This is a genomic window from Streptomyces zinciresistens K42, from assembly GCF_000225525.1.
Lineage (GTDB): Bacteria > Actinomycetota > Actinomycetes > Streptomycetales > Streptomycetaceae > Streptomyces > Streptomyces zinciresistens.
Window position 1 is genome coordinate 1 of the sequence record NZ_AGBF01000149.1, and the last position, 16,837, is coordinate 16,837.

Genomic DNA, 16,837 nt, shown 5'->3' on the forward strand with positions numbered 1-16,837 from the left:
GCGCGTGCCGGGCGCGCCCGTCGCGGAAGTCGTCCCGGCCCTCCTCGCGCGGGGTGCCGTCGTACGTCCCGTACATCCCGTACGTCCCGTACATCCCGTACGTCCCGGACCTCTCGGTACCGCTCACACCGCGCCCCCCGTGTCCCGGCGGCGTGCCCGGGGCCGCCGCGGTGTCGTGGGCGGTGGACAGCAGTTGCAGACCCAGGCGGAGCCGGCGGCGGGCCTCGTCCTCGGTGACGCCGAGGTCGGCGGCGGTCTGCCGGTAGTCGCGGCGCTGGAAGTAGGCCAGCTCCAGGGCGTGGCGCAGCGGGGTGGGCATGGACTGGACGATGTAGTCGGCGCGGGCGGCGACGGAGGCGTGGCGGACCTTGCGCTCCAGGTCCTCGGTGGAGCCCCGGCCGGCCCGGACCAGGGCCGCGGTCTCCGTGGCGCGCAGCCGCCGCACGGCCAGGCGGTGGGTGAGCGTCGCCATCCAGGAGCGCAGCGGGCCCTGCCCGGGGTCGTAGGACTCGGGGTGCTCCCAGACATGGGTGAAGACGTCGCGGGTGAGGCGGTCGGCGGCGTGCTCGTCGCCGAGCACGGTGTGGGCCAGGCCGTGCACGAGGGAGGCGAAGCGGTCGTAGAGCTCGCCGAGGGCCGCCGCCTCGCCGCGGGCCAGCCGCTGCTGCATCGTGCGGTCCCAGCGGGGCGGTGCGTCCTTCTTCGCCATGCGGCCCCCCTCCGGAGCCCGGGAGCGGGCTCTCACCGGTCCGTTCCTGTCCAGCGTGCGTCCACCGTCCCTCCGAATGTAGTCGGCACGTGCGAGGACACACGCCCCTTTGTCGCAATGTGCGCCCCTGCCGGAGCCGACGCTGGTGGCGCACCTCTCCCTCGTGATAAAGGGCTCCGCCCCCGCTCGGCTACCCGGGCACCGGGTGATCAGGCACGATCGAACAGGATCGAATGCGATGGAAACAAGCCTTATCCGATCGGTGGCCGTTTTCTGGAAGGAGTTTCAGGGAACAGCCGCTGGGCAGCCGCGCTGCATGGAGGCGTAGGCAGGGCTTCCGTTTCGACCCGAGAGGCGTGGTGGTGACCTTGAAAGTGACCGGTGGCGAGCGGGGCGACTGGTCCGTGCTCCAGGTCTCGGGCGAGCTGGACCTGGTGACCTCGCCGGTGCTGCGGCAGCATGTCCACGACGTGGTGGCGGAGGGACGGCACGATCTCGTCCTCGACCTGTCCGAGGTCCTGTTCTGCGACTCCTCGGGCGTGGGGGTCCTCATCGCCTCCCGCCGCCTCATACGCTCCTGCCAGGGCAGCCTGCGGCTGATACTCCCGGACCAGGGAGCGGCGGAGGGCTCGCACGTCAACCGGGTGCTGGGCGCGCTGGGGGTCCGCCGGCTGTTCGAGGTCTACCCGGACGTCACGGCGGCGGTCGCGGACGACGCCCGCCCCCTGTCGGCCTGAGCCCGGCGGCACCGCCCGTTGGCACAGCGTCGTCCCGGAATTCCCCCGGTCCCGGTACAAGCGCCGCTTTCGCCTGCCCGGAGGTGTCCGGGCGTCGTACGCTCCGTGCCGGAAGCACCCCGACATGACGTTAGGCGGCCCGAGAAGACATGGTCAGCAGCGAGTACGAGCGCAGGATCGCCGACCGGTTCGCCACCTTCGACCAGGACGGCAACGGCTACATCGACCGGTCGGACTTCAACGCGGCGGCCAAGGCGTTGCTCGCGGAGTTCGGCACGGCGGCCCGCTCCGACAAGGGCCAGGCGCTGTACGGCGGGGCCGAGGCGTTCTGGCAGGGCATGGCCGGGATGGCGGACCGCGACGGCGACCAGCGCATCACCCGCGCGGAGTTCGTGGACGGCGCGGTCAAGCGCCTGCGGGACAACCCCGACCGGTTCGCCGAGATCGCCCGCCCCTTCCTGCACGCGGCCCTCGCCGTGGCCGACCCGGACGGCCGCGGTGGCGCGTCCGTCACGGACGCCTCGCGCGTCCTGGTCTGCCTCGGGGTGGCGGACGACCTCGCCGCGGCCGCCGCGGCGACCCTGGACACGGACGGCGACGGCCGGGTGGCGGAGAGCGAGATCGTGACCGCGTTCGCCCGCTACTTCACCGTGCCCGAGTGAGCAGCCCGGTTACCCGGGCGGCGAGAAGCGCTCCCGCAGCCGATACTTGAGCACCTTGCGCAGGGCGTCGTTGCGCGGGAGGGCGTCCACCACCTCCAACCGCTCCGGCAGCTTGTGGGGGGACAGCCCTTGCGCGCGCAGGTACGACGCCACCTCCTCCAGGGTCAGCTCCGGGGCGCCGGCCGGCTGCTCCACGACCGCGCAGACGCGCTCACCGCGCTCGGGGTCGGGCAGCCCGACCACCGCCGCCCCGGCGACCGCCGGGTGGCGGTGCAGCAGGTCCTCGATCTCCTTCGCCGAGATGTTCTCGCCCTTGCGGATGATCACGTCCTTCAGCCGCCCGGTCAGCACCAGATGGCCGCTGTCGGTGAGGTGCCCGAGGTCGCCGGTGCGCAGGAAGCCCTCCGCGTCGAAGGCCGCCGCCGACTGCGCCGGGTCCAGATAGCCCCGGCACACCGCCTCCCCGCGCAGCCTGATCTCGCCCGCCACGATCCGCACCTCCATGCCCGCGGGCGGGCGCCCCTCGGTGGTCGCCAGGTTCTCCGCCGTGTCGTCCGGGTCGCCCATGGTGATCATCGGCACCTCGGTCATGCCGTAGCCGTGGGTGAGCTGCACGCCCATCTCGCGGACCACCTCGTGGTACAGCTCCGGCGGCTTGGGCGCCCCGCCGCCCGCGAGCAGCCGCAGCGAGGGGACGGCCCGGGTGCCGGGCGGCTGCCTGCGCTGCTCGGCGAGGAACATCGCGTAGAAGGCCGTCGAGCCGCCCGCGATCGTCACGCCGTGCGCGCGGTGGGCCGCCAGCGCCCCGGGCAGCGCGAACTGCTCGAACAGCACTGCGGGGAAGCCGTAGAGCAGCACCATGACCAGGTAGTCGGGGCCGCCGATGTGCGCGTACGGGAAGGCGATCGAGCCGACGTCGGCCGGGGTGGGGCGCAGCGCGTGGCCGAGGCAGGAGCCGCCCGCGATCAGCGAACGGTCGGTGTGCAGAACCCCCTTGGGGTCGGAGGTCGTCCCGGAGGTCCAGTAGATCCAGCGCACCGAGGTGCCCTCGGCCGGCGGCGGGGGCAGCACGGCGGGATCGCCGTCCGGCAGCGTGCCGTAGGCGTCGAGGACGCCCTTCGCGCCGAGCCGGCGGGCCATCGCGGTGTGGTCGAAGCCCCGCCAGAGCCCCGGCACCGCGAAGAACTCCGCCTTCGACTCCCGCAGCGCGAAGCCGACTTCGCGGTCCCGGTAGAACGGGATGACCGGCGACTGCACGGCGCCGAGACGGGCCAGCGCGAAGGACAGCACGGCCGTCTCGATCCGGGTGGGCAGCTGCCAGGCGACGACGGTGCCGGGCCGTACGCCCAGCCCGTACAGCCCGGCCGCGGCCCGCTCGGCGCGGGCGCGCAGCTCCCCGAAGGAGAGCACCCGCTCGTCCTGGAGGAGGGCGGGCCTGTCGGGGGTGAGGCCGGCGCGGCGGTCGAGCAGCTCCCAGAGCGTGCGCGAGGAACTCAGCGTGTGCGCGGTGTCGTTCAAGACGGCCCCCTGTCGCCGAACGGTCGACCCCGTCAACTGACGGTCTGTCAGATCGTGGGCAGAGCGTAGGGCGGGATGCCTTGTCGGTCCAGGGGTGCGGGACTTAGCCTTCCGGGCAGAGCACCATCTGACGCAGCATCAGATACGGAGGGCTCCGCGATGGACCTCGCACACACGCCGCAGGAGGAGGAGTTCCGGGCCCGGCTGCGGCGGTGGCTGGCCGAGGTGCTCCCCGCCCTGCCGTCCAAGCCCCCGCCGGACGACTGGCCCGCCCGCCGCGCCTACGACCTCGGCTGGCAGCGCAGGCTCCACGACGCCGGATACGCCGACGTCCACTGGGACGCCTCCCCGACCACCCGGCTGATCTTCCTGGAGGAGACCGAACGGGCGGGCGCGCCCTACGTGGGCGCCGGATTCGTCGGGCTGCTCCACGCCGGTCCGACCATCGCCGCCGAGGGGACCGCCGCCCAGCGCGCGCGCTGGCTGCCGCCGATCCTGCGCGGCGAGGAGGTCTGGTGCCAGGGCTTCAGCGAACCGGACGCCGGATCGGACCTCGCGGCGCTGCGCACCCGCGCCCGCCGCGACGGCGACGACTACGTGGTGAGCGGCTCCAAGATCTGGACCTCGCACGCCGAAGTCGCCGACTGGTGCGAGCTGCTGGTGCGCACCGACCCCGACGCCCCCCGGCACCGCGGCATCAGCTGGCTCGCCATGCCCATGGACGCCCCCGGCATCACCGTACGGCCGCTGCGGACCCTGGCCGGCTCCGCCGAGTTCGCCGAGGTCTTCCTCGACGAGGTCCGGGTCCCCGTCGCCAACCGCGTCGGCGAGGAGAACGACGGCTGGCGCGTCACCATGGTCACCCTGTCCTTCGAACGCGGCACGGCCTTCGTGGGCGAGGTGGTGGCCTGCCGCCGGGTGCTGGGCGAACTGGCCGCGCGGGCCCGGGAGAACGGCCGCTGGGACGACGCCGCGCTGCGCCGCCGACTGGGCCGGCTGAACGCCGAGTTCCGGGCGCTGTGGCGGCTGACCCAGTGGAACGTGGGCGAGGCCGGGAGCACCGGCGGCGTCCCCGGCGCCGCGGGCTCCCTGTTCAAGCTGCGCTACTCGCACGCCCGCCAGGAGCTCTACGACACCGCCGCCGACGTCCTCGGGCCCGAGTCGCTCGACCTGGACCGGCCCTGGGTGCTCGACCGGCTCTCCTCGCTGTCGTACACCATCGCCGCGGGCACCTCGCAGATCCAGCACAACATCGTGGCCGAGCGGCTCCTCGGACTGCCGAAGGGGAGGTGACCCGTGCGCCTGCAACCGACCGGCGACCAGATGGCGTTGCGGGACGGGACGCGCGCCCTGCTCGCGCGGCGCTTCGGCCCGCGGGCGCTGCGGGCGGCCGTGCGCGAGCCGGGCCGGCTGGACCGGGCGCTGTGGCGGGCGCTCGGGGACGCCGGGTTCTTCGCGCTGCGGCTGCCGGAGGCCGGGGGAGGTGTCGGACTCGGCCTGCCGGAGGCGGTGTTGGTGTTCGAGGAGGCGGGCCGCGCGCTGCTGCCGGGGCCGCTGGTCGCCACCCATCTCGCGGCGGGCCGGGTGCCGGGCGCCGCGACCGGCGAGACGGTCGTGACGGACGTCGGCGGCTGCGGCCTCGTGGAGTGGCTGGCGCGGGCGGACGTGGTCCGGGGGGACGCGGCGGGCGCGGAGCCGCTGCGCTCGGCCGATCCGCTGACCCCCCTGCACCGCGCCCCGGCGGCCGTCGAGGCCGATCCGGCCGCCGTGCTCCTGACCGCCGCCGAGCAGCTGGGCAGTGCCACACGCCTGTGCGAGCTGGCCGTGCAACACGCCCGGACCCGTGAGCAGTTCGGGCGGCCGATCGGGACCTTCCAGGCGGTGCAGCACCTGTGCGCGGGGATGCTGGTGCGCACGCAGACCGCCCGCGCCGCCGTCCACGCGGCGGCCGTCACGGCCGACCCCGCCGACATCCACACCGCCCGGCTGCTCGCCGACGAGGCCGCCGTACGCGGGGCCCGCGACTGCCTCCAGGTCCACGGCGGCATGGGATTCACCTGGGAGTTCGAGATCCATCTGCATCTGAAACGCACATGGGTGCGAACGTACCGTGCGGGACCCGCCACGCAAAGTGAGGAGTTCCTGGCTGCCGATCTGCTCGCGGGAACCCCCTGAAACCCGCTGGTCTGCGGTGTCGCTGACGGCCCCTGAGTGAATGTCACGGATTGTGGCAACGGGGGATTACGGAGCGTTGATGTCGGGTCGTGTCCAGCGCGTTGCCCGTCACGGCCCGGAGTCGGCGGCCCGCTCCGGTACCGTGGGTGGGATGCGAGTGGTTCCGGGTACGAGCCACGCCGGAGCCGCCCTCGGGGCGGCCGCGAATCCGGCGGTACTCTCCCGTGTTCTCAAGGCGGACCGGCGCCCCGCCCCCGCCTGTTCGACTCCCCGTGGCAAGCGTCGCACAGTATGCCGCAGGGGTAATCCTTCGCGCGGGAATATGCCCGAAGCGCTTGTTGGGGTGACGGAACGTCAACCATGCTGGCGGTCAGGGGATTCACGTTCCGTGACCCTGGCTCTGGCTGTTGTTCTGGCCATGAAAAAAATGGCTAGGATCGTGGCCCTCGTGAAGCGCGGGGCTATGTGTCCGCCGGTTCGGATGGTGTGAGCGGTGCAGGTGCTTCAAGTGCAACTGGAGATCCGGCCCGACCCCGCTGAAGTGGGGCGAGCCCGCCGGTGGGCCCGCTCGCGGCTCGCCGGATCCGGTATAGGCGCCGACGAGCCGCTCGCCGAGACGCTGATCCTGCTCGTCTCCGAACTCGTCACCAACGCCGTGGTGCACACCGGCTGCCCCGCCGTGCTGCGCCTGTCCCTGCCCGAAGCCGCCCAGGACCGCGCCCCCGTGCGTCTGGAGGTGGCCGACCGCAGCACCCGCGCCCCGGTGCCGCGCTGCGCCGACGGCGAGGCGACGGGCGGCCGCGGGCTCGCCCTCGTCGACGGCCTCGCGGACCGCTGGGGCTGGAGCGCCGACGGCGCCGGCAAGCGGATCTGGTGCGAACTCGACCGCGCCGGGCGCCCGGAGAGGTCCGCCGTCTGCGGCGGCGGGATCTCCGCCTACGAGGGGTTCGCGTACGAGGCCGTGTGACGGGCGTGTGCGGCCCCCGTGCCGCGCACCCGGTGTGCGGGCATCGGGTCCTCGGCCCTCCCGGGGTGCCACCCCGCGCCGTGCGCGGGTGTGGTGCACGCGTGTGCGCAGCGCCGGGCCGCCGCACCCGGCGGGCATCGGTGCGCCCGGCGTGCTTCCGTGCGCGACCCTCTGCAAAGCGGGCACAAGTGGCAAATCCCCGCTCGGGTGTTGACGTGCCGTGTCCGCCTGATCACGCTGGTGGCCGGCGATCCGCCGCGAGGGGACGGCGAGGGCTCCGGTGACGGGCGTCCTCGGCGAGTGCGGGTCGTGACACGGCGTCGGTTCCCCCGGGGGCCGGGGGAACCGGGGCGGACCCGCCGGGTCAGAGCACGGCCACGGGGGCGACGGGGGACCCGGTGGCTCCGGTGAACGGCTCGGGCGTGGCCGACAGCAGGAACGCGTACCGGCCCGTTTCTCCACAGGCTGTGGACAACTCTTCGAGATTCCAGTTCTGCCCCTGGAGCATCCCCATCTCCACCAGGTCGAGCGCGTGCACCGGCAGCCACAGGTCCTCCGTCTCCGGAGGGAAGATCTCGAAGGTCAGGGTGTCGTTGGCCACGGCCGCCACGTCACGCGCGTGGAACCACTCCGGGGTGCGGATCGACAGACCCGGCGAGGGGTGGCCGTAGGCGTGCCGGTCCCCGGCGAGGCAGAGCCGCATCTGGCCCGTCCGCACGAGCACGATGTCACCCGCGCGCACCCGCGTCCCGGCGAGTTCCTCGGCCGCCTCCAGGTCCTCCGGGGTGACCGCGTGCCCGCCGTCGAGCCGGTCGGTCCCGCGGGCGCGTGCCACGTCCAGCAGCACCCCGCGCGAGACGAGGTGCCCCACCTTGTCGATGCCGCCGAACCCGGCGCCGCCGTGCGCGGTGACGCTCCCGGCCGGGCGCCCGTTGTAGAGCCGGCCGGAGTGCGAGACATGGCTGAGCGCGTCCCAGTGGGTGGCCGCCTGGAGTCCCATGGTCACGGCGTCGTCGCTGCACGCCACGGTGCCCGGCCCGAAGATCTCCTGGTTGATCTGCACCATGACGTGCAGCGGGTTGACCCGGCCGGGGATCATCCCGGTCTGCACACCGTCCTCGCGCAGCGCCAGCGCCAGCGGGACGCGGCGGCCGGTGCGCACACAGGCGGCCGCCTCGCGCACGACCTCGCCGGTGATCAGGTTGAGGGTGCCGATCTCGTCGTCGGCCCCCCAACGGCCCCAGTTGTTCACGCGCTTGGCGATCTCGTGGAACGCGTCCGGCAGTGACATGAGTCCTCCCCGGGGCTTGCCCAGCGGTATCTGACGGGTCGTAGAATCCGAGAAGAATCTAACGGACCGTCAGAAACCGCGGGAAGGGGCCGGGGCGTGGGGAACTTCTTGGCAGGCAGGGTCGTCGCCGTGACGGGCGCCGGCCGGGGCATCGGCCGGGCGGTGGCGCTGGCCGCCGCCGCCGAGGGCGCCCGGGTGGTCGTCAACGACTACGGGGTCTCCGTCGACGGCGCCTCGCCCGCGAGCGGGATCGCCGAAGCCGTGGCCGAGGAGATCGCGGCCGCGGGCGGGCAGGCCGTCGCGGTGGCCGACGACGTGTCCACGATGGCGGGCGGACAGCGGGTCGTGGACACCGCGCTGGCCTCCTGGGGACGTCTCGACGGCGTCGTCTGCGTCGCCGGCATCCTGCGGGAGCGGATGCTGTTCAACATGGCTGAGCAGGAGTGGGACCCGGTCGTCGCCACCCATCTCAAGGGGACGTTCACCGTGTTCCGGGCCGCCTCGGCGGTGATGCGCCGGCAGCGCGCGGGCACCCTGATCGGCTTCACCAGCGGCAACCACCAGGGGTCGGTCTCGCAGGCCAACTACAGCGCCGCCAAGGGCGGGATCATCTCGCTCGTGCGCAGCGCCGCCCTCGGCCTGCACAAGTACGGCGTGAGCGCCAACGCCGTCGCGCCGGTGGCCCGTACGCGGATGTCGGCCAACGTGCCCATGGAGCTCGCCGAGACGGGGGAGCCCGAGGACGTGGCGGCGTTCGTCGTCTACCTGCTGTCCGACGCGGCGCGCGCGCACGGGGTCACCGGGCAGGTGTACACCGTCGCCGGGCCGAAGATCGCGGTGTGGGCCCAGCCGCGAGAGCTGCGCTCCGCCTACGCCGAGGGGTCCTGGACGCCGCAGCGCATCGCGGACGTCCTGCCCGGGACCGTGGGGGTGGACCCGATGCCGATGCTGGCCCGGGTGGCGGCCATGGAGCGGGCCGCGCGGGACGGGGAGCGGCCGAACGCGTAGCGCCCGTCCGGCGGATCAGGCCGGCCGCGGGAGCGGTGCTGATCGGTGCCGGTGCCGGTGCCGGTGCCGGTGGGCGGGGGCCGGGGCGGGCGTGCCGGGGCGGGCCCGCGCCCCCGCGGGCACGGTCCGCCGGACGGGTCCTGGGCGGCGTCCGGGCCGGCGGCCTGCGCTTCCCCGCCCCCCGAAAGGGAGTTCCGACCGTCGCTCGCTTGGGAGGTTGCCGTGGACTTTGGATTCACCGCCGGGGACGAGGAGTTCCGCGCGCGGGCGCGGGCCTGGCTCGCCGGGCACCCCGCACCCGGACCGGACCGCCGCGCCTGGGAGCGCACACTCGGCAAGGCCGGGTGGATCGGGCTCGGTTGGGAGCGCGGCGGGTTCGGGAACCGGGTCGCCTCCCTCACCGAACAGGTCGTGTGGGCCGAGGAGTACGCCCGCTCCGGCGCGCCCCCGCGCTCCGGGCACATCGGGGAGAGGCTGCTGGCGCCCACGCTGCTCGCGCACGGCACCGGGGAGCAGCAGGAGCGCTTCCTGCCGCCGGTGGCCGCCGGTGAGGAACTGTGGTGCCAGGGGTACAGCGAGCCCGGCGCGGGATCGGACCTCGCCGGGATCCGCACGAAGGCGGAACGGGCCGGGGACGGCACGTACCGGATCACCGGCCAGAAGATCTGGACCTCCCTGGCCCACGAGGCCGACTGGTGCTTCGTGCTGGCCCGCACCGACCCGGACTCCCGCCGCCACCACGGCCTCGGCTTCCTGCTCGTCCCCATGGACCAGCCGGGCGTCGAGGTCCGGCCCATCCGGCAGATGACCGGCACCAGCGACTTCAACGAGGTGTTCTTCGACGGCGCGCGGGCGCGGGCGGAGCATGTCGTCGGAGGCGAGGGCGCGGGGTGGCGGGTCGCGATGAGCCTGCTCGGCTTCGAGCGCGGCGTCTCCACGCTCGCCCAGCAGATCGGCTTCGCGGGGGAGTTGGAGCAGGTCGTCGCCGAGGCCCTGCGCAGCGGAGCGGTCGGGGACCCGGCCGTGCGCGACGGGCTGGTGCGGCAGTGGGCCGAGCTGCGCACGATGCGCTGGAACGCCCTGCGCACACTGAGCAGTTCGGGCGACGCCGGAGCACCCAGCGTGGCCAAGCTGCTGTGGGGCGGCTGGCACCAGCGGCTCGGCGAGCTGGCGGTGCGGGTGCGCGGCGCCGCGGCGGGCGTCGGCCCGCGGGAGTGGACGCCGTCCGCGCCGTACGAACTCGACGCCGCGCAGCACCTCTTCCTCTTCTCCCGGGCCGACACCGTCTACGGCGGCTCGGACCAGGTCCAGCGCACGATCATCGCCGAGCGGGTGCTCGGTCTGCCACGGGAACCCAAGGGGGTCGTCTGATGCGCGCGGTGCTCTTCGACGGCAAGCGGATCGAGGTCGTGGACGACCTGGAGGTGCGCGACCCCGGCCCCGGCGAGGTGCTGGTCGCGATCGCCGCGGCCGGGCTCTGCCACAGCGACCTGTCCGTGGTGGACGGGACCATCCCGTTCCCGGTCCCGGTGGCGCTCGGCCACGAGGGGGCCGGGGTGGTGGAGGCGGTCGGCGCGGGGGTGCGCCATGTCCGGCCCGGCGACCACGTGGCCCTGTCCACGCTCGCCAACTGCGGTACGTGCGCCGAGTGCGACCGGGGCCGGCCGACGATGTGCCGCCGGGCGATCGGCCGTCCCGGGCGCCCCTTCCGGCGCGGCGGGCGGCCGGTGTTCCAGTTCGCGTCCAACTCGGCCTTCGCGGAGCGGACCGTCGTACGGGCCGTGCAGGCGGTGCCGATCCCGAAGGACATCCCGCTGACCTCGGCGGCGCTCATCGGGTGCGGGGTGCTGACCGGGGTCGGTGCCGTGCTGAACCGCGCGCTGGTGGACCGCGGGGACCGGGTGGTCGTCCTCGGCGCCGGGGGGATCGGGCTCAACGTCGTCCAGGGGGCCCGGCTCGCGGGGGCCCTGCGGATCGTGGCGGTGGACGCCAACCCGGCGAAGGAGGCGGTGGCCCGGCGGTTCGGGGCGACGGACTTCGTGACGTCGGTGGACGGCGTCCGGGACCTGCTCCCGACGGGCGCGGACCACGCCTTCGAGTGCGTGGGGCGCGTCGAGCTGATCCGGGCGGCCGTCGACCTGCTCGACCGGCACGGGCAGGCGGTCCTGCTCGGGGTGCCGGCGGCCACGGCCGAGGCGTCCTTCGTCGTGTCGTCCCTGTACCTGGACAAGTCGATCCTGGGCTGCCGCTACGGCTCCTCGCGCCCGCAGCACGACATCGCGCTGTACGCCGAGCTGTACCGCTCGGGCCGCCTGCTCCTGGACGAACTGGTCACGTGCACCTACCCGCTGGAGGATTTCGAGCGAGCCGCGGAGGACGCCCACGCGGGGAAGGTGGCACGCGCGGTCCTGACGTTCTGAGCCAGTGGCCGGCGGTGCCGGTGACGGTGGTGATCGCTGCCCCAGGACCGGGCGCCCGCCCTCGAAACACGGCAGCGGCAACCCGCCCAGCACCGCCCGCAGACGCTCGACGTCCACCCCGCCGTGGTGGAGGGCGCCGTACAGCGCACCGCGCCCACGGCGGTGTTCGGGCGCCACCGTCAGATCCACCGGCGGTTTCACCGGCCAGTCCGCACGCGGCACCGCGTCCACCCACTCGGACGATTTCGTCGCGCCTGGCGGTCGCACACGAGCGGAAGGCGCCCCGGAAGCGTGACGCTTCCCGGCGGACGTCATCAGGCGGCGGACTCGCCGTCACGGCCTTCGTCCCGGTCCTCCGCGCTCTTCGGGGCGCCGAGCGCAGCAGGCTGCTGCACCGGCTGCGGCTCCTCGGCCGGAGCACGGGATCGGACGAAGGCCGCCCCCTGGCCAGGTGAACCCCCAGGCGAGCGGTCCAGGGCGAGACACCGTTCGGGGCCGGTGGACAAGAGCGAGCTTACGAGCGACGGGAGCGGGTTCACCCTGCCGAGATCGACTCGCGCCGACGGCACCCGTTGAGGCTTTCGCACAACCAAAAGATAGTAAATAATTCACTGATGATGATGTCTTCGAGTGTTCAGGCACTCAAACCATGGTTTACCGCGGCGCGCGTCCTGGCCGCGCTGACCGTCGCAACGGTCGTTCTCCTCTTCGGCACCGCCGGCGTCCTGGTGCAGGACGGCCAGGCGGAGGATCTGCACGGGGTGGGGGCGCTGCTGCTGCACACCACCTCCGGGCTGCTGACCCTGACTCTCGCCTTCCTGGCCTACCGGGGGCGTCTGGCCTGGACCGGGGCCGCCGTGAGCGCGGTGCTCTTCGGGCTGTCCTTCGTGCAGGCCGCCTACGGCAGCAGTGACTCACTCAACCTGCATGTCCCCGGGGCCTTCCTCATCGGCGCCGGATCGGTGGGGCTGGCCACCTGGCTCTTCATCCGCACGGACTGACATCGCCGTGCTCCCGCTGACGCGGCACCGGTGGAGACGGGCCGGGCAGGCGGACCGGCCGCGCAGGAGTGCGCCTCCCCCTGGCAGGCCCGCCCGCTCCGGCCGTGCGAGGGCGCCCCGCCCGCCCAGGCGCGGCGGTGCGTTCCGAGCACACCGCGTGCACCGACCCGCGGCACGAGGTCGGCTGCCGCTCCGCGCAGGACCTCTCCACGGGCCTGACGGGCATGCGCCGCCACGTCGGCCGCTGGTGCCGCGGCGGGCGGCGTCCGCCCCGTCGCGACGCCCGGCACGCTCCCCCACCGCCTCAAGGGTGTGGGGGCACCCCCACTCGCCGCACCGGCCGGAAGCCCGACGCGGGGCTACAGGAACCGGCCCCGGTGGAACAGCAGGGGCGCGGTGGGGGTGCCGGTCGTGCCGAGGGCGTCGACGCGGCCCACGACGATGAGGTGGTCGCCGCCCGTGTGCACGGCGTGGATCGTGCAGTCGATCCACGCGAGGGCGCCCGCGAGGCGCGGGGAGCCCGAGGCGGGCGCGGCGTCGAAGGGCACTCCGGCGAACTTGTCCGCCCCGCTCACCGCGAACGCCCGGCACAGCGGGCCCTGTTCCACGCTCAGGACGTTCACGCAGAAGACGCCCGCGCGGGCGATGCGCGGCCAGGTGGTGGACGTACGGCCCACCATGAAGGCGACCAGGGGCGGGTCGAGGGAGAGCGAGGAGAACGACTGGCAGGCGAACCCGGCGGGGGCGCGTCCGGCGGTGCCCGGGGCGGTGACGACCACCACGCCGGTCGCGAAGTTCCCGAGCACGCGCCGGAACTCAGCGGCGGGGACCGGGGCCCGCTCGTCGTCGCCGACGCAGCGCAGTACGGGAGGGGGCAGCGCCTCGACGGGCTCCCGCCCGGGGCACGCCTCGGCCGATCTGAGGTAGCGGACGGCGGCTGCCGCCATCCCCGCATGTTCCATCACACCCTCCATTGAATCTGACGGACCGTCAGATAAGAAGTCCTGTGCGGCCGGTGGGCGCGGGCGTCATCGGCCGGTGAACCGGGGCGGCCTGCGCTCGACGAAGCTCGTGACGCCCTCGCGCGCGTCCCGCGTGGTCATGTTGATCTCCTGCGCGCTCGCCTCCGCCGCGAAGGCCGCCGCGCGGTCGCCGTCGAGGGAGGCGTTGACGAGGTGCTTGGTCAGGGCCAGCGCCCGGGTCGGGCCCGCGGCCAGGCGGGTGGCCCACGCGTCGGCCGTCGCCGCCAAGTCCCCGTCCGCGACGACCCGGTTGACCAGCCCGATGCGCTCCGCGTCCGCGGCGCCGAGCGCGTCGCCGAAGAACATCAGCTCCTTGGCCCGCTGCGGACCCACGAGCCGCGGCAGCAGATGGGCGCCGCCGCCGTCCGGGACCAGCCCCCGCCGGACGAACACCTCGATGAACCTGGCCGAACGCGCCGCCAGCACCAGGTCGCAGGCGAACGCCAGATGGGCGCCGAGGCCCGCGGCGGTGCCGTTGACCGCCGCGACGACCGGCTTCTCGCAGTCCAGGACGGCGGCGATCAGTCGCTGCGCGCCGAGCCGGATCGTCCGGGCGACATCGCCGGGGAGGCGCTCGCCCGCCGCCCCGCCGCCCCGCAGGTCCGCCCCGGCGCAGAAGCCGCGCCCGGTCCCGGTCAGGACGACGGCCCGCACCTCGGGGTCGGCCGAGGCGCCCGCCAGCAGGTCGATGACGCGGTCGCGCTGGGCGGGCGTGAGGGCGTTGAGCGCCTCCGGGCGGTTGAGCGTGATCCGGCAGACCGCGCCCTCCACCCCGTGCAGCACCTGGGCGCCGACGGGGCCCCCGGCCTCGTCCGCATCGTCGGGCGGGTGCGGCACGTCCACTCCCCCGATGTCGTCGGCGGCCATGTCAGCGGCACACCACCAGCGCGTCCAGCGCCACCGCGCCCTGCCCCCGGGGCAGCACCACCAGCGGGTTGATGTCGAGTTCCGCGAGGTCGTCCCCGAGCTCCAGCACCATGCGCTGCACCCGCAGCACCACCTCCACCAGCGCGTCGAGGTCCGCCGGGGGCCGCCCCCTGACCCCGTCCAGCAGAGCCCGGCCGCGCAGCTCGGCGCACATGGCGCGGGCCTGCTCCTCCCCGAACGGCGGCACGCGGACGGCGGTGTCGCGCAGCACCTCCACGAGCACCCCGCCCAGCCCGACCGTCACGGTGGGGCCGAACAGCTCGTCGTGCGTGGCGCCCACCACCATCTCCACGCCCCGCTCCACCATCTGGCAGACCAGGACGCCGTCCAGGGTGAGGTCCTCGCGGCGCGCGATGTCGGTCAACTCCCGGTAGGTGTCCCGGACCTGGCTCGCCGAGGTCAACCCGACCTTCACCAGGCCCAGTTCGGTCTTGTGGGCGATACGCGCCCCGGACGCCTTCATCACCACCGGGTAACCGACGAGCCCGGCCGCCCGTACGGCCGCCGCCGCGCTGGTCACCAACTGCTCGCGCGGGACCCGGATGCCGTACGCCCGCAGCAGCTGCTTGGCGGCGTGCTCGCTGAGCCGGCGGCCCTGCCGCATCAGCGCGCGCGCCTTGCGGCTGGACGGCGAGGGGGTGCGCGGGGCCTCGTCGAAGGGGGAGCGGTAGCCGCTGACGAAGCGGTGGTGGTCGAGATAGGCCCGTACGGCGGTGATGCAGTTGGCGACCGTGCGGAACGTGGCCACCCGCGAGGAGCCGAGCAGGACCTCGCGGTAGGCCGGCTCGGTGCCCACCGGCGACCCCCACACCACGCAGACCAGCTTGTCGGTCCGTTCGGCGGCGTCCACCAGGTCCCGCACCAGCCGGTCGCTCAGCGGCGGGAAGGGCCCGGTCACCGGGCAGATCAGCACGCCCACCGAGGGGTCGTCGAGGAGCGCGTCGATGATCTTCCGGCCGCGGTGGTCGCCGACCGGGTGCCCGCCGTTGTCCACGGGGTTGGCCACGCCCAGGTACGCGGGTATCCAGCGGTGCAGCTCGTCCTGCTTGGCCCGCGACAGCTCCGGCAGGCGCAGCCCCGCCTCCGCGGCCAGGTCGGCGAAGTGCGCGCCGGTGCCGCCCGAGATCGAGTACACGACGACGCCGTCGGCGCGCGGCGGCCGCGCGCGGGCCAACAGGGCCGCGGTGTCCTGGAGTTCGTCGAGGCCGTCGACCCGGATCACCCCGTACTGCCGCATGGCCGCGTCCACCACCGCGTCCGCGCCGGTCAGCTTGCCGGTGTGGGAGGCGGCGGTGCGGGCGCCGGTCTCGGTGCGGCCCACCTTGACCGCGACGACGGGCACCCCGCGGCGGGCGGCGCGGTCGGCGGCGAGCAGGAAGGCGCGGCCGTCCTTGAGCCCCTCGACGTAGCAGGCGATGGCGCCGACCTCGGGCCGCTCGGCGAAGTAGGAGATGAAGTCGGCGGTCTCCAGGTCGGCCTCGTTGCCGGTGGGCGCCCAGTGCGACAGGCGTACGCCGAGTTCCTGGAGGGCGAAGACGGGGCGGCCCTGATGGCCGGACTGGGTGATCAGGGCGATCGCGGGCCCGTCCAGGTCGTCGCGGAACCGCTCGAAGGCGTTGAGGTTGGTGTTGGGCCCCAGCAGCCGGGTCCCGGACCGCTCGACGGCGTCGGCGAGCCGGGCCTGTGCCGCGGCGCCCTCCTCGCCGGTCTCGGCGAAGCCGGAGGCGAACACCACGGCGAACCTCACCTTGGCCTCGGCCAGTTCCTCGATGACGGGCAGCGGATCGGCGACCAGCAGCACGGCCAGGTCGACCTGTTCGGGCAGCTCGGCGACGGAGGCGAGACAGGGCACCCCGAAGACGGACGGGCGGCTCGGGTGCACCGGGTGGACGCGCGCGCCGACCCGTTCCGCCCAGTCGACCAGCCGGCGGGTGATCCCGGCGTTCGGCCGCCCCTCCGCGTCGGAGGCGCCGATCACGGCGAGCGACTCCGGCCGGAAGAAGCGGTCCAGATCGGGGACTTCCCCGTACAGGGGACGGCCGCTGACATCGAGATCGCCGGGCTCCGCGGGCCGGCCGTGGACGGCGGGCGCGGGCTGCTCGCCACAGGCGATGACCCGGGCCCGGCGGGAGTCGGTGGTGAGGGTGCCGTGGGTTGATCCAAGCATCGGTCCGCCCGCTCCTGTGTGACAGCGATTAACTGACGCAGTGTCAGATTAGGGGAACTGACGTCATGTCAGGAACGGCTGTGCACGCAAAGTTGGCGCGGGCGTCCGTCGTGTGCCGCGGGCGGGTCCTCGCGTACCGCGGGGGTGCCTGCCGCCTGCCGCCGGGCCTCCGTGTGCCGCGGGGGTGTCCGCGTGTGCCGCGCGCGGGGTGCCTTCGCCCGCCGCAGGGTGCC

General features: G+C 74.2%; 14 protein-coding genes and 1 pseudogene. 9 read left to right on the forward strand and 6 right to left on the reverse strand.

The annotated features are described in order from the left end of the window. Window positions 1-133 precede the first annotated feature (133 nt). Window positions 134-709 (reverse strand): annotated as a pseudogene (locus tag SZN_RS27725) (sigma-70 family RNA polymerase sigma factor); the annotation flags it as partial. A gap of 356 nt (window positions 710-1,065) precedes the next feature. Between SZN_RS27725 and SZN_RS27730 the strand changes: the two are divergent. Next, a complete protein-coding gene (locus SZN_RS27730; RefSeq protein WP_043733520.1) occupies window positions 1,066-1,446 on the forward strand; it encodes an STAS domain-containing protein in 381 nt (126 codons plus the stop codon). 149 nt (window positions 1,447-1,595) lie between these two features. Beyond that, complete coding sequence (locus SZN_RS27735; RefSeq protein WP_007501399.1) at window positions 1,596-2,108, forward strand: EF-hand domain-containing protein; 513 nt, start codon at window positions 1,596-1,598, stop codon at window positions 2,106-2,108. Between the two features lie 9 nt (window positions 2,109-2,117). Here the strand turns inward: SZN_RS27735 and SZN_RS27740 are convergent, their stop codons facing one another. After that, window positions 2,118-3,626, reverse strand: a complete 1,509-nt coding sequence (locus SZN_RS27740) for a class I adenylate-forming enzyme family protein (RefSeq protein ID WP_007501401.1) — start codon at window positions 3,624-3,626, stop codon at window positions 2,118-2,120. A gap of 159 nt (window positions 3,627-3,785) precedes the next feature. Between SZN_RS27740 and SZN_RS27745 the strand changes: the two genes are divergently transcribed. The 3 genes from SZN_RS27745 (at window position 3,786) to SZN_RS27755 (ending at window position 6,768) form a co-directional block, all read left to right on the forward strand. Continuing rightward, entirely contained in the window at window positions 3,786-4,919 is a 1,134-nt protein-coding gene (locus SZN_RS27745; RefSeq protein ID WP_007501403.1) for an acyl-CoA dehydrogenase family protein, read from the forward strand. A 3-nt stretch (window positions 4,920-4,922) separates the two neighbouring features. Next, window positions 4,923-5,801, forward strand: a complete 879-nt coding sequence (locus SZN_RS27750; RefSeq protein WP_007501405.1) for an acyl-CoA dehydrogenase family protein — start codon at window positions 4,923-4,925, stop codon at window positions 5,799-5,801. Window positions 5,802-6,294: 493 nt separating this feature from the next. After that, the gene (locus SZN_RS27755; protein WP_086021455.1) at window positions 6,295-6,768 is read left to right on the forward strand and encodes an ATP-binding protein; all 474 of its coding nucleotides are present in this window, start codon (window positions 6,295-6,297) and stop codon (window positions 6,766-6,768) included. A 364-nt stretch (window positions 6,769-7,132) separates the two neighbouring features. On the opposite strand, the gene SZN_RS27760 is transcribed toward SZN_RS27755, so the two are convergent. Further along, the gene (locus tag SZN_RS27760; protein WP_007501409.1) at window positions 7,133-8,059 is read right to left on the reverse strand and encodes a cyclase family protein; all 927 of its coding nucleotides are present in this window, start codon (window positions 8,057-8,059) and stop codon (window positions 7,133-7,135) included. A gap of 96 nt (window positions 8,060-8,155) precedes the next feature. On the opposite strand from SZN_RS27760, the gene SZN_RS27765 reads away from it, so the two are divergent. The 4 genes from SZN_RS27765 (at window position 8,156) to SZN_RS27780 (ending at window position 12,488) form a co-directional block, all read left to right on the forward strand. Then, the gene (locus tag SZN_RS27765; RefSeq protein ID WP_007501411.1) at window positions 8,156-9,067 is read left to right on the forward strand and encodes an SDR family NAD(P)-dependent oxidoreductase; all 912 of its coding nucleotides are present in this window, start codon (window positions 8,156-8,158) and stop codon (window positions 9,065-9,067) included. A gap of 222 nt (window positions 9,068-9,289) precedes the next feature. Next, entirely contained in the window at window positions 9,290-10,438 is a 1,149-nt protein-coding gene (locus tag SZN_RS27770; protein ID WP_007501412.1) for an acyl-CoA dehydrogenase family protein, read from the forward strand. Next, window positions 10,438-11,487, forward strand: a complete 1,050-nt coding sequence (locus SZN_RS27775; protein WP_007501414.1) for a Zn-dependent alcohol dehydrogenase — start codon at window positions 10,438-10,440, stop codon at window positions 11,485-11,487. Before SZN_RS27770 ends, SZN_RS27775 begins: the two co-directional genes overlap by 1 nt. 614 nt (window positions 11,488-12,101) lie before the next feature. Next, a complete protein-coding gene (locus tag SZN_RS27780; protein ID WP_007501416.1) occupies window positions 12,102-12,488 on the forward strand; it encodes a hypothetical protein in 387 nt (128 codons plus the stop codon). Window positions 12,489-12,847: 359 nt separating this feature from the next. On the opposite strand, the gene SZN_RS27785 is transcribed toward SZN_RS27780, so the two are convergent. The 3 genes from SZN_RS27785 to SZN_RS27795 all read right to left on the reverse strand — a co-directional run bounded on the left by SZN_RS27785 (window position 12,848) and on the right by SZN_RS27795 (window position 16,604). Further along, window positions 12,848-13,450 (reverse strand): flavin reductase family protein, encoded by a 603-nt coding sequence (locus SZN_RS27785; RefSeq protein ID WP_106432725.1) that lies wholly within the window; start codon window positions 13,448-13,450, stop codon window positions 12,848-12,850. Between the two features lie 66 nt (window positions 13,451-13,516). Then, window positions 13,517-14,377, reverse strand: a complete 861-nt coding sequence (locus SZN_RS27790) for an enoyl-CoA hydratase/isomerase family protein (RefSeq protein ID WP_007501419.1) — start codon at window positions 14,375-14,377, stop codon at window positions 13,517-13,519. A 1-nt stretch (window position 14,378) separates the two neighbouring features. After that, entirely contained in the window at window positions 14,379-16,604 is a 2,226-nt protein-coding gene (locus SZN_RS27795; RefSeq protein WP_007501421.1) for an acetate--CoA ligase family protein, read from the reverse strand. Window positions 16,605-16,837 lie beyond the last annotated feature (233 nt).

Bases quoted from the DNA above. Each gene is read 5' to 3' on its own strand.
- SZN_RS27795 (WP_007501421.1), bottom strand. From the start codon at position 16,604: ATGCTTGGATCAACCCACGGCACCCTCACCACCGACTCCCGCCGGGCC.
- SZN_RS27780 (WP_007501416.1), top strand. From the start codon at position 12,102: ATGATGATGTCTTCGAGTGTTCAGGCACTCAAACCATGGTTTACCGCG.
- SZN_RS27745 (WP_007501403.1), top strand. From the start codon at position 3,786: ATGGACCTCGCACACACGCCGCAGGAGGAGGAGTTCCGGGCCCGGCTG.
- SZN_RS27790 (WP_007501419.1), bottom strand. From the start codon at position 14,377: ATGGCCGCCGACGACATCGGGGGAGTGGACGTGCCGCACCCGCCCGAC.
- SZN_RS27760 (WP_007501409.1), bottom strand. From the start codon at position 8,059: ATGTCACTGCCGGACGCGTTCCACGAGATCGCCAAGCGCGTGAACAAC.
- SZN_RS27775 (WP_007501414.1), top strand. From the start codon at position 10,438: ATGCGCGCGGTGCTCTTCGACGGCAAGCGGATCGAGGTCGTGGACGAC.
- SZN_RS27785 (WP_106432725.1), bottom strand. From the start codon at position 13,450: ATGGAACATGCGGGGATGGCGGCAGCCGCCGTCCGCTACCTCAGATCG.
- SZN_RS27735 (WP_007501399.1), top strand. From the start codon at position 1,596: ATGGTCAGCAGCGAGTACGAGCGCAGGATCGCCGACCGGTTCGCCACC.